A 12,677-nucleotide genomic window follows, 5' to 3' on the forward strand; every position below is an offset into this window, starting at 1 on the left:
GGAGGTTATTTCATGTATCGCTATTTACCGATTCGACGGATTTACGCAAGAGAAGTTCTGGATTCCAGAGGCAATCCAACCGTTGAGGTGGATGTTACGGTAGGAGAAGGCATCGTGGGAATCGATGGATATACAGGAAGAGCGCTGGTTCCGTCAGGCGCATCTACCGGCAAATTTGAGGCACTGGAATTGCGTGACGGAGAAGAGCGTTACTGCGGATTGGGTGTACAAAAAGCGGTGGATAACGTCAACGGGCGGATCGCAGAGGCGATTCTGGGAGAGAATGCCCTGAATCAGGCGTATATTGATCATCTTCTGATCGAGACTGACGGAACAGAGAATAAGAGCAGCCTGGGCGCAAATGCTGTACTCGGTGTCTCCATGGCTGTGGCCAGAGCCGCAGCAGCAGCCCTCAGGCTTCCACTGTATCAGTATCTGGGCGGCGTATATACGAGAAGGATGCCGGTTCCGATGATGAATATTCTAAACGGAGGAAAACATGCGGATAACACAGTAGACCTTCAGGAGTTCATGATCGTGCCTGTAAAGGCGTGCAGCTTTCATGAAGCACTCTCCATGGGAAGCGAGATCTATCATGCTTTAAAACGGCTGCTGAAAGATCGCGGACTTTCCACTGCTGTCGGAGATGAAGGCGGATTTGCACCGGATCTGAAAAGCTCTGCAGATGCGCTGGAACTGATCGTGGATGCCATAAAAGAAGCGGGATATGAGCCGGGTGAAGAAGTCGGGATCGCTATTGATGCGGCTGCAAGCGAACTGTATGATGAAGAGCGGGGTGTTTACAGTTTTCCGGGTGAGAGCTGTACGCACAATGAAGAAATTACCAGGGACTCCGATGAGATGATCCAGTATTATGAGGAGTTGATGGATCTGTATCCGATCCTATCAATCGAAGATGGACTGTATGAAGATGACTGGGATGGCTGGAAGAAAATGACGGACCGGCTTGGAGGCAGGATACAGCTTGTCGGGGATGACCTTTTTGTGACTTGCAGCAAACGCCTTGGATGCGGTATCAAGCTGGAAGTTGCAAATGCGATTCTTGTGAAGGTCAATCAAATCGGAACGCTCTCTGAGGCGATGGATGCTGTCGTCACCGCGCAGCAGGCGGGGTACCGCGCGGTAATCTCACACCGCTCCGGCGAGACAGAAGACAGCTTTATCGCTGATCTCGCAGTGGCGACGAGAGCAGGGCAGATCAAAACAGGGGCACCGTGCAGGACTGACCGCAATGCAAAGTATAACCAGCTGCTGAGGATCGAAGAGTACCTTGGAAAAATAGCGGAATACCAGAACCCCTTCTTATAATATAGGAAACATCGTATCCTAATTATAAAGAATTGTAAATATGTGTTGAATTCCCCTCATTCCTGTGGTAAAATAATTCCAGTTGACTGCAGGAGGTGTAGAAGTGGATATTTTAAGAATCATTCTTACAATATTATTTGTAATTGATTGTATAGGCTTATCGGTGGTAGTTCTGATGCAGGAGGGAAAGAGCCAGGGTCTTGGCGCGATTTCCGGTATGGCAGACACTTACTGGGGCCAGAATAAGGGACGTTCCATGGAAGGTGCGCTCGTGAGGGCGACAAAGATCATGGCGGTTCTGTTTATCGTACTGTCAATTGTATTAAACATGAAATTTTAAAAAGGACACTCTTGTTTTATACAAGAGTGTTTTTTAGTCGGAGGAAACGTGAATAAAAAAGAATTAAAGAAGAGAAAAAAATTGATTTGTGAGTTGATAAGTTCCAAAGAATATCAGCCCATGCGCGCGAAAGAAATTGCATCTTTACTGCAGATTCCCAAACCGCTCAGGAAGGAATTATCCGCAGTACTGGATGCACTGGTGGAGGACGGCAAGATCGCCGTCAGCAAGCAGGGAAAATATCGCAAGGCAAAGGAACGGAAGTATGGGCCGAAGCAGGATAAGAAAAGCAATCTGGCAACAGGTGTTTTTATTGGACATTCAAGAGGTTATGGGTTTGTCGAGCCGGAGGATAAGGACCAGGAAGACATCTATATTCCGGAAAATAATGTAAACGGAGCGTTCCATCAGGATAAAGTGGAAATTCAGATTTCTGAAAATATAAATGGAAAGAGACGTGAAGGGCAGGTTCTGCGCGTTTTGGAGCACGGTATCACAGAAGTTGTCGGCACGTTTGAGAAAAGCAGGCATTACGGTTTTGTCGTTGCTGACAATGCGAAAGTACAGCAGGATATCTTTATACCTCAGGAGCACGGGATGAACGCTCAGGATGGTGATAAAGTTGTTGCGGTGATCACCAGTTACGGAAGCAGGAATAAAAGTCCGGAAGGTCGCATAAAAGAAGTATTAGGGAAAAGCACCGATCCGGGGATCGATGTACTCTCGGTTGCCAGAAGCTATGGGCTGCCCATGGAGTTTCCGGCCAGAGTGCTGCAGCAGGCTGGCAGGATTTTGCCGATATTACAGGACGGTGACTTTTCCGGAAGAAAAGATCTGCGTCATCTGATGTGTGTGACAATCGATGGCGAAGACGCAAAGGATCTGGATGATGCCATTACCCTGACAAAGACAGAAGAAGGTTACGAGCTGGGCGTACACATAGCGGATGTGACGAATTATGTGCAGGAAAACAGTGCGTTAGACAGGGAAGCATTGAAACGGGGAACCAGCGTATATCTTGTGGACCGTGTGATACCGATGCTGCCCAGAGAGCTGTCCAATGGCATCTGTTCTTTGAACCAGGGAGAGGACAGGCTGGCACTCAGCTGTCTCATGTCCCTGAACGAGAAAGGAAAGCTGAAGAGTCATGAGATTGCTGAAACTGTGATCAAAGTGGACCGCAGAATGACTTATACAGCAGTTCAGCAGATACTGGAAGGAGATAAAGAGCAGCAGGAAGAGTATCAGGATTTTGTGCCGATGTTTTTCTGTATGGAAGAGCTCTCGAAACTGCTTCGCGCCAGAAGAGAAAAAAGGGGATCCATCGACTTTGATTTCCCGGAGAGCAAGGTGCTGCTTGATGAGAAAGGCCATCCTGTCGCTGTGAAGGCGTATGAGCACAATACGGCGACTAAAATCATCGAAGATTTTATGCTCCTTGCAAATGAGACAGTGGCTTCAGAATATCATGACAGGGAACTGCCGTTTGTGTACCGGATCCATGAGGAACCGGATGCAGACCGGATGGAAGGGGTGCTTGCCTTCCTTCGGGCAAATCAGATACCAGTCCAGAAAGCAAAGCATACCGTCAGCCCCAAAGAAGTTCAGAAAATCCTGAAAAGTATTGATGGAATGCCGCTGGAACCCATGGTCAGCAGGCTGCTGCTTCGTTCGATGAAGCAGGCATGCTATTCTGTGGATGATGCCGGACATTTTGGACTGGCAGCAGAGCATTATTGTCACTTTACGTCACCGATCAGGCGTTATCCGGATCTGCAGATCCATCGGATCATCAAGGATGTGATCCGGGGCAGAATGGGACAGGAGCGGACGCATCATTATGAGCTTTTGCTGGATGACGTGGCTTCAAAATCAAGTATGCTGGAACGGCGTGCGGAAGAGGTGGAGCGTGAGACGATCAAACTCAAAAAGGCGGAATATATGAGCAGTCAAATCGGAGAGACTTTTGAGGGTGTCATATCCGGTGTCACCGGATGGGGAATTTACGTGGAACTCGACAATACGATCGAGGGACTTGTCTCTATGAATTCCATGTGGGATGATTATTATATTTATGATGAGGCGGCGCATCAGCTGATCGGTGAAGCTTCCAAAAAAATATACCGCCTGGGACAGGCTGTACACGTCGTCGTAGAGGATGCGGATGTTGTAACAAAGACAGTAGATTTTAGATTGGCAGAAGGAATGGAAAGAAAACATGGGGAAGGAAACAGGCAATCGTCTGATTGCAAATAATAAAAAAGCATACCACGATTATTTCATCGAGGAGAAATATGAGGCGGGCATTTCCCTGCACGGAACGGAGGTCAAATCTCTGCGCATGGGGAAGTGCAGTATCAAAGAATCATTTTTAAAGATTGAGAACGGCGAACTTTTTATCTATGGAATGCATGTCAGTCCATATGAAAAAGGCAATATTTTCAATAAAGACCCGCTGCGTGTGAAAAAACTTCTGATGCATCGTTCAGAAATTCATAAACTGCAGGGACAGATTGCGGAAAAAGGATATACACTGGTACCGCTGCAGGTCTATTTCAAAGGCAGTCTGGTGAAAGTGCAGATCGGTCTTGCAAAAGGTAAAAAAATGTATGACAAACGCCAGGATATTGCGAAAAAGGATCAGAGGCGGGAAGCAGAGCGTGATTTTAAAGTGAAAAATCTTTCTTAGGGCATTGACTTTATGTAAACTCAGTGGTATATTATATATGATAAATCACGTCTGCAGCCGGTAAAACATTCGGGGTAGTACCGGTTTCGACGGGGGTCTTGAAGATGGAGAAGCTATCCGTACGCGATGCGTCAAATCGCAAAACTTAAATTTAAACGCAGACGAAAACGTAGCGTTAGCAGCCTAGTTGCTGCTCGTCAGCCCTTGTGCACTCACACATGAGGAATCTGGCGCCGATCTTGTGAGAAACGATGCGGGCAAAGCTTTGAGCCTGTAGGCGTAATATGAAGCTACCAAAACCATCAGGGTGTCTGTTTCCGGGTGGCAGAGGGAATGTCAAAGAACAGACTATGATAGTAGAAGTACATGGGATAGGCTTTCGGACACGAGTTCGACTCTCGTCTACTCCATAAAAGGGCTGCTGCACTTTCGTGCAGCAGCCCTTTTACATGTATTTACAAAATCAGGTTGAAATCTTTTTTCTATTAGTGTAACCTGTTAATTAAAGGTAACAGTTCAGGACGGCGTGGGAATTGGTGCAGAAAGCTACATCAAGCAGAAGATGCCCCGTCCTGAACAATTACAATTAAAGAAGATATGACACATGGGGAAGATGCTAAAAGCTTTGGAGCGTGATTACAATCATATCGGGAGGGTATTGAATGACAGAAGAAACGAGAGTGATAATGGATGCAATAGGAGGACTGAAGCAGGAAATAAAATCTGTACAGCTCACACTTGAAAATGAGACAAACCGCAACATAAAGCTGATAGCAGAAGGACATCTTGATCTTAGCAGGAAATTAGACGATGCCTTGAAAGTGGAGAATGAAAAGGAATTATTAATAATTCGGGTGAACAGCCTGGAAAACGAAGTGAGAAAATTAAAAGAACGGGTTGAACAAATGGTTTAAAGAATACAAAGGATTATGTAGAAGTTTATTGAGTTTTTAATCGGTGGTCGGACTGACCGCCGATTTTATTTTATTACACAGGAAACTCCTCCGGAATCTCCTGTGTAATAAAATGCACTTTGTGCATCAATGCGCAGCTCGCGGAAAGAAACGCAAAAAAACACAAAAAAAATAACAAAATATATAAATAACTGTTTAACCTCCAGTACCAAACTACATAAAAAATATAGTACAAAGAAGTCTGCACAGCAAAATACCATAAGATTGTTAACAATGTATATCATTTAAATAAATGTACAGATTTCATATAATAAAAGTAACCAAAAACCAGCTGCTGGTAATGTTGCACAACACACATACACACGTATTGGAGGAAGCCATGGAGAAAAATAAAGTTGCAGTAACCTTAGGTCCCGGAAACATTGTGATTCAGGATATGCCCTATCCGAAGTTGCAGCAGGGCGGAGCCATACTGAGAAACAAACTGTGCGGAGTATGCGGTACTGATAAACATACATACCGCGGCGAAACCACTCAGTTTGCAGGCACAAATTTAGAGTATACGATTCAATTTCCTTTGCACCAGGGGCATGAAGCCTTCAGCATTATCGAAGAAATCGATGAAGAAGGTTCAAAAACTCTTTCCTATGATCACGAAGAACTTCACGTGGGTGATCGTGTTACTTTTTCACCGGTCATCGTATGCGGCAGCTGTTTCTGGTGCCGGCATGCCTCATGGTATACCTGGTGCGAGGGGGAGGGCAGAGGCGTTTATGGAAACAACGGCGGCATCATAGACGGTGATCATGCTCCCGATGAGATTTACGGCGCCTTCTCACGTTTTATGACGATTCGCCCGGGCTCCTATCTCTTTAAATTACCGGACGAGTTGCCGGACGAACTTGCCTGCCTGGTTGAGATCATGACAGTCACCTATGTATTCGATACGGCAATGAACACAAATTCTTTTCATATGGACGGGCTGCCTTTCGGTGCGACTGTGGTCATTCAGGGCGCAGGTCCCATCGGTCTGGCTCATGTGATTAAGGCACGTATGCTGGGTGTCAAAACAATAATTGTGACGGATAAATCCGAATACAAGCTTAAATTGGCAAAAGAATTCGGTGCTGACTATACGTTGAATGTTACGGATACAGAAGAAAAAGACCGCATTGATTTCGTGAAATCCAGGACGCGCGGTCTTGGCGCTGATGTTGTCGTTGAATGTACGGGTGTACCGACTGTGGTGGCGGAAGGTCTGGAGTATCTCCGAAAATGCGGTACTTATCTGGAACCGGGGATGTTTGCGGAGGTTGGCAATTCTTCCATTAATATGCATAAGGTATGCTCAAAGAATCTGAGGATCATGGGGATGACGGAAAATGCGCTGCCCGGATACCGGGCAACGATGGATATGATGGTGAAACATCTCAATGATTTTCCCTGGCTGAAGTATTTTACGCACAGGTTCCCGCAGGACCAGATTAATGAGGCTGTGAAATTCAGTATGACGGATGATTGTAACAAGGTTCTGATCGAGCCCTGGAAATAAGCCGAATTGAGGTGATTGTTTTGAACGAAGTCAGAACAGATGCAATCGTAAGCTTTAAGAATATTACAAAAACATTTCCCGGTGTCGTCGCTTTAAACGACATATCTTTCAGCATCAAACGTGGAGAAGTGCATTGTCTGCTGGGTGAAAACGGCGCCGGAAAATCAACATTGATTAAGATTCTCACGGGTGTTTATCACGCGGACAGCGGTGAAATATTAATCAATGGGGAAAGGGTGACGATCGGAGATATCGTTGAGGCACAGAGGTTAAACATCGGCACTGTTTTTCAGGAGAATAGTCTCGTTCCACATCTATCGGTGGCTGAAAATGTATTTCTGACCAGGGAAATAAAGAATAAAATCGGTTTCATTGACTGGAGCAGAATGTATAGTGAATGTACCCGCTGGTGCAGGGAATTGGGGATCGAGATTGACCCAAAGGCCAAAGTAAACAAGCTGTCTGTTGCTCAGCAGCAGATCGTTGAGATCGTAAAAATGTTTTCTCAAAATCCACAGATCGTGATACTCGATGAACCAACGTCTGCATTGTCAGATAACGAAATTGATAACCTGTTTGAGATCATAAAAAAAATGCAATCCAAAGGAATCACCTTCCTGTATATCTCTCACCGCATGGAGGAGATAAAACGAATCGGCAACAGCGGCTCCGTGCTCCGGGACGGCGAATTTGTTTCTTCCATTGAGGATGTAACGAAATTAGATATGGACGAAATCATAGCGATGATTGTCGGCCGTACGCTGGACCAGAAATTTCCCGCAAGAAATGTGGAAACAGGGGATGTGCTGCTTGAGGTTGAAGGGCTGTCGGTTCCCAAACTGATCTACAATATCAGCTTTCAGGTCAGACGCGGCGAGGTTCTCGGATTCTCCGGTTTGGTGGGATCCGGACGTACGACAACGGCAAAGGCCATTTTTGGCGCCATACATAAATCGGCGGGAACCGTTAAAATAGACGGCAGGGAGGTTAAAATCAAAAATCCTAAGGATGCAATCAAAAACAAACTAGGATTACTTCCTGAGAACCGTAAAGAAGAGGGTCTGATATTAAATCAGTCGGTTTCCTGGAACACAGTTTTTTCGTCTCTGAATAAATTCAAAAAAGGACCGTTTATCAACAGAAAAAAAGAAAGGAAAACAGTAGAAGGCTACAAAGAACGGCTGAATATTAAGACACCGGAGCTCTCCCGGCAAGTCAAATACTTAAGCGGCGGGAATCAGCAAAAGGTCGTATTCGCAAAATGGCTCTGTGCGGATTCCGGCGTGTATTTCTTTGATGAGCCGACTCGGGGCATCGATGTGGGTGCGAAAAGTGAGATCTATGGCATAATTAATATGCTGGCTGCGGCTGGAAATGCAGTTGTTGTCATCTCGTCTGAGTTACCGGAAATATTAGGGGTGTGTGACCGGATTGTGGTGTTTCATGAAGGCAGGGTCACAGGCGTGTTAGACAGGAAAGCGGCCACACAGGAAGCTGTCATGTACCATGCGTTAGGGGGTAAATGAGTGAATGGATAAATCGAAAACAAAGAAAAATGTATTTGGAAAAGTCAATAAATCGATGAACAACATTTCCGGCGCCGGTTCACTGCTGCCGTTATTCGTGATCATCCTCCTGCTCTGGATTACCACTGACAGCTTTATGCAGTTTGACAACATTATGCAGGTATTGCGCCAGGCGGCTGTGTATGCGCTTATGGGTATCGGCATGACCTTTGTCATTATCACAGGAGGCATTGACTTGTCACAGGGTTCCAGCCTGGCACTCAGCTGCGTATGCGCAGGCCTCACCATCAATGCGACCGGCAATATGTGGCTGGGGATCGGCGCGGCGCTGGCAGCCGGGGCGGTGATTGGAATCTATAACGGGGTTTTGGTGGCGTACGTTAAGATTCCGCCGTTTATCGTCACGCTGGGCTCCCTGTACATCGTTCGTGCATTGGCACTGTGGATGACAAATTCAACACAGGTGGCAATCTCACACGGCAGTTTTAAATATATCGGTCAGGGATTCCTGTTTTCCATTCCGTTTCCGGTATATGTATTTGTGGTAATTGGAATGATCGCCCATATTATATTGACGCAGACAGCGATGGGAAGACATATCTTTGCAATCGGAAGCAATGCGGAAACCGCCCGTCTTTCCGGCGTCCACATTGAGCGGACAACGATTGCGGTCTATGCGGCGTCGGGAATCTGTATGGGAATTGCAGCTGTTGTATATCTGTCCAGATTAAGCGCAGCTCAGCCCACGGCAGGTCAGAGCTATGAGATGGAAGCGGTTGCAGCAACGGTCATTGGCGGAACATCAATCACAGGCGGGGAAGGGGGGATCTTTGGCACGATCATCGGTGCAATCATTGTTGCTATTATAAGAAACGGATTGGTTCTGCTGGGCGTTCAGAGTTTTTTTACGCAAATGGTTGTGGGTGCAATTATTGTCGCTGCTGTTTCTTTGGACATCACACGCAAAAGACTCAGCGCAAATAAATGAGTATCTTTTAATGGAAGTATTTTATAAAATTGCAAAGGAGGTAATGAAATGAAAAAGACATTGGCTATACTGATGGGGGCATGTATGCTCTGTTCGCTTCTCGCGGGATGCGCAGGGAAAAGCGACGAAGGCACCGACAATGCAACGTCACAGGACGATGCTGCAGCCGCGGATCAGGGGGAGACTGCGGATACCACTGCAGATGCGGACGCTGCTCCGGAAAAAGCTTCGGATTCATCGGAAAAGAAAAAACTCGCAATTGTACCGAAATGCTTAAACAATCCCTATTTTGTCGCCATGTGTGATGCGGGGAAGGCAGCCGGCGAAGCACTTGGCTATGAAGTATTGATCAACGCGGGCGATGCCGAGACAGAGGTAGACAAACAAATCAGTATTGTGGAAGCTTTTATTGAACAGGGGATCGATGCACTGATCCTGTGCCCATGTGACGGCGCTGCATGTGTGGATGTGGTCAACAAAGCATTTGAACAGGGAATCCCTACATTTCTGGTCGATACCGATGCGGGAGAAGCTGCAGATTCCTGTAAAAATATTGCATTTGCAGGGACAGACAACTATGAAGGCGGGCGTACGGGGGCTGTCTGGGTTGGCGAACATGTGAAATCCGGAAAAGTGGTGGTTTTGGATGGATATGCAGGCAACGTGTCTACGACGCAGCGTATGCAGGGATTCGTCGATGAGATTAAAAACTATCCCGATATCGAAGTCGTCGCAGTCGAATATGCAAACTGCGAGATTTCAAAGGGGATGGAAGTTACTGAAAATATGCTGATGGCACATCCGGATCTTGCAGGTATCTTCAGCTGCAACGATATGATGGCAATCGGCGCCGGACAGGCGGTTGAGGCAGCCGGAAAACGAGAACAAATCAAAATCTGCGGATTTGACGGCCAGCCTGATGCGGCCCAGAAGATTATCGAAGGTACGATTGATGCAACGATCGCACAAAAACCTGCGACCATGACAAAGCTTTGCGTTGAGATGGCAGATGCATACTTAAACGGGCAGGAGATAGAAGAGACATATATCGACACTGGATGTGACACGGTTACCATTGATAATGCAAAGGAATATCTGACGTGGCATTAAAAAACACCTGGATATGTTATCGTGCAGGGAGGAAGTTATATGCAGAAAACAGTAAAAGCGGCAGTGCTTACGGGACCGGGAACTATTGAGATCAGGAAATACCCGTATCCGAATCTGGAGCCTGGAGGAGGTATGGTCATTAAGAACCTTCAATGCGGAATCTGCGGTACAGACAAACATACGTTTAAGGGCGAGATAAAACAGAATACCGGCACAGAATCGGCTTTTGAAACACCGTTTCCGCTTATTCAGGGACATGAAGGTGTTGGAATTATCGAGGAAACAGCGAAAAACAGTTTTGAAGTTGATTACAACGGCGAGCCCCTGCGGGTGGGAGACAGGGTAACATTCTGCCCGGATATCGTTTGCGGCGAATGTTACTGGTGCAGGCATGCACCATGGTACCCATGGTGTGACAGCTCAAACCGTCAGTGCTATGGAAATAGCCTGTGCGCAGATTCAGCGCCTCATTTATTCGGAGCGTTTTCTGAATATATGTATGTTTTTCCAAAATCATTCGTTTACAAGGTGCCCGATCAGCTTTCCACGGATATGGCAACCTTGACAGAGCTCATGTGCGTTACATATACGCTCGATAAGGCAAAAGAGCTGTTTGCATTTGACGGTGAAGGATTTGCCTTCGGCGGAGTGGTAGTGATACAGGGCTGCGGTCCGCTGGGACTTGCACATGTGATAAAAGCCCGGATGATGGGCGCAGGCAAAATCATTGTAACCGATATTTCAGATTATAAACTGGAACTGGCAAAAGCATTTGGTGCGGATTTGTGCTTAAATGTCCTGAAGACATCGGCTGAGGAGCGAATTGATATCGTTAAGCAGGCTTCTCATGGAATAGGAGCCAATGTAGTATGCGAGTGCTCCGGGGTTCCGTCTGTGGTGCCGGAAGGCCTTGAAATGCTTGCAAAATGCGGTGTTTATCTGGAAGCCGGTCATTTTGTGGATGTGGGTGGTATTGAAATCAATATGCATAAAATCTGTGCGAAAAATATCAGAATTGTGGGGATGAACAATCATGCCGTCACAGGGTATCGTCCTACGATGGAAATGATGCTTCGCCACGAGAAGGTTTTCCCCTGGTCCAAATTTATCAGTCACAAGTTCGATCTGGATGATTATGAGACTGCTATTCGTACAAGCATGACGCCGGAGAGTATGAAGGTCGTTGTCGTGTCCAATAAAGAGTAGCATGGCAGAAGAGTGCCGTGAGACGATTCAGTTTCCGGCACTCTTTGCAAGGTTATAAGTAAGAAGCAAAGCTTACCATGTATCTGAAGAATTATAAGTCAGGGTCATAATCGGATACCCGGAACACACCGGGAGAGCAGTCCTTGATTTTTTTAAACATGGCATAAAAATGTGTAAGATTTTCATACCCTACGGTATGAGCGATTTCTTTGATCGGCAGCGTCGTATCTGTCAGCAGCCTCTGTGCTTCCCCGATACGTCTGTTTGTTATGTACTGGCTGATCGTCAGATTAAAGTACTCTTTAAAAATATGAGAGATATAATACTGGCTAAAATGCAAGTCACGGGAGATATCCTCCAGACGAATATTTCGCATGTAATTTTCATCGATATACTGTTTGATATTGACCGGCAAATCTTTGATATCTTCGTCGTTTAAATCCTTCTCTGTCAATTCAGAGTACGAATTGGGGAAATATTGCAGCAGCTTTAACAGACAGACCAGAAGATGCTGGCCGGCAGCACTGAACGTAGTTTGGCGCTTTTCAAAGTTCACATGAATTGTATTCATCAAAGAAAGGAAGATGTCAAAGGCCTCGCCGGACTTCAGGATGGGTACCTGAGATGTGGGAAAGATATGATTCTCGGGCATTCCTTCTATATGAAGATTGTTCATTCTGATAGCAACGGAACCACGGGGGCTGTAAGGATCCGATTTTTCACCGTGCAAAACACCGGGGTTCATTACCAGAACATCTCCTTTTACCGTCAGATATTCTTTTTCCTTATACGTAAGAATTCCCAGTCCTTCGGTGATTAAGATAATCTCAACAGAGCTGTTATGTGAATGAATGGGATGCGACCAGCCGGGATCATTTTTCACCTCATTGGCAGACGTGACGATCGGCAGTTTTGGGTCACATTCGCTAATGCGTGAGATATAATTCATGTTTAAACGTATCATTTTACCAGCTCCTTTGCAGAATATCTCCCGTAATTTTATTTCATTCTATCATAAGCACT

The 12,677-nt window shown here is 46.1% G+C and carries 11 protein-coding genes and 1 other RNA gene; 11 read left to right on the plus strand and 1 reads right to left on the minus strand.

Features of this window, described 5'->3' with window-relative positions; translation table 11 throughout:
- Window positions 1-12: 12 nt before the first annotated feature.
- From eno to MCG98_RS11085, 11 genes are all read left to right on the plus strand, one after another.
- Window positions 13-1,329: a phosphopyruvate hydratase gene (gene eno, locus MCG98_RS11035; RefSeq protein ID WP_240302030.1), complete on the plus strand. Its 1,317-nt coding sequence runs from the start codon at window positions 13-15 to the stop codon at window positions 1,327-1,329.
- Window positions 1,330-1,432: 103 nt separating this feature from the next.
- Window positions 1,433-1,669 carry a preprotein translocase subunit SecG gene (secG, locus tag MCG98_RS11040; RefSeq protein WP_028528873.1) on the plus strand — a complete coding sequence of 79 codons (237 nt, stop codon included), beginning with the start codon at window positions 1,433-1,435 and terminating at the stop codon, window positions 1,667-1,669.
- A gap of 48 nt (window positions 1,670-1,717) precedes the next feature.
- Entirely contained in the window at window positions 1,718-3,925 is a 2,208-nt protein-coding gene (gene rnr / locus MCG98_RS11045; RefSeq protein ID WP_240302031.1) for a ribonuclease R, read from the plus strand.
- Window positions 3,888-4,358, plus strand: a complete 471-nt coding sequence (gene smpB, locus MCG98_RS11050) for an SsrA-binding protein SmpB (RefSeq protein WP_240302032.1) — start codon at window positions 3,888-3,890, stop codon at window positions 4,356-4,358. Before rnr ends, smpB begins: the two co-directional genes overlap by 38 nt.
- Window positions 4,359-4,429: 71 nt before the next feature.
- Window positions 4,430-4,771: a transfer-messenger RNA gene (ssrA, locus tag MCG98_RS11055) on the plus strand.
- 249 nt (window positions 4,772-5,020) lie between these two features.
- Window positions 5,021-5,272, plus strand: coding sequence for a hypothetical protein (locus MCG98_RS11060; protein WP_240302033.1), 252 nt, complete (start codon window positions 5,021-5,023; stop codon window positions 5,270-5,272).
- Between the two features lie 379 nt (window positions 5,273-5,651).
- Window positions 5,652-6,824, plus strand: a complete 1,173-nt coding sequence (locus tag MCG98_RS11065; RefSeq protein WP_240302034.1) for a zinc-binding dehydrogenase — start codon at window positions 5,652-5,654, stop codon at window positions 6,822-6,824.
- Between the two features lie 20 nt (window positions 6,825-6,844).
- Entirely contained in the window at window positions 6,845-8,350 is a 1,506-nt protein-coding gene (locus MCG98_RS11070; RefSeq protein ID WP_240302035.1) for a sugar ABC transporter ATP-binding protein, read from the plus strand.
- 4 nt (window positions 8,351-8,354) lie between these two features.
- Window positions 8,355-9,338 carry an ABC transporter permease gene (locus MCG98_RS11075; RefSeq protein ID WP_240302036.1) on the plus strand — a complete coding sequence of 328 codons (984 nt, stop codon included), beginning with the start codon at window positions 8,355-8,357 and terminating at the stop codon, window positions 9,336-9,338.
- A gap of 48 nt (window positions 9,339-9,386) precedes the next feature.
- Entirely contained in the window at window positions 9,387-10,448 is a 1,062-nt protein-coding gene (locus tag MCG98_RS11080; protein WP_240302037.1) for a sugar ABC transporter substrate-binding protein, read from the plus strand.
- 39 nt (window positions 10,449-10,487) lie between these two features.
- Window positions 10,488-11,654: a zinc-binding dehydrogenase gene (locus MCG98_RS11085; protein WP_240302038.1), complete on the plus strand. Its 1,167-nt coding sequence runs from the start codon at window positions 10,488-10,490 to the stop codon at window positions 11,652-11,654.
- Between the two features lie 91 nt (window positions 11,655-11,745).
- Here the strand turns inward: MCG98_RS11085 and MCG98_RS11090 are convergent, their stop codons facing one another.
- A complete protein-coding gene (locus MCG98_RS11090) occupies window positions 11,746-12,618 on the minus strand; it encodes an AraC family transcriptional regulator (protein WP_240302039.1) in 873 nt (290 codons plus the stop codon).
- Window positions 12,619-12,677 lie beyond the last annotated feature (59 nt).

It is taken from the genome of Ruminococcus sp. OA3 (genome assembly GCF_022440845.1).
Classification (GTDB): domain Bacteria; phylum Bacillota; class Clostridia; order Lachnospirales; family Lachnospiraceae; genus Ruminococcus_G.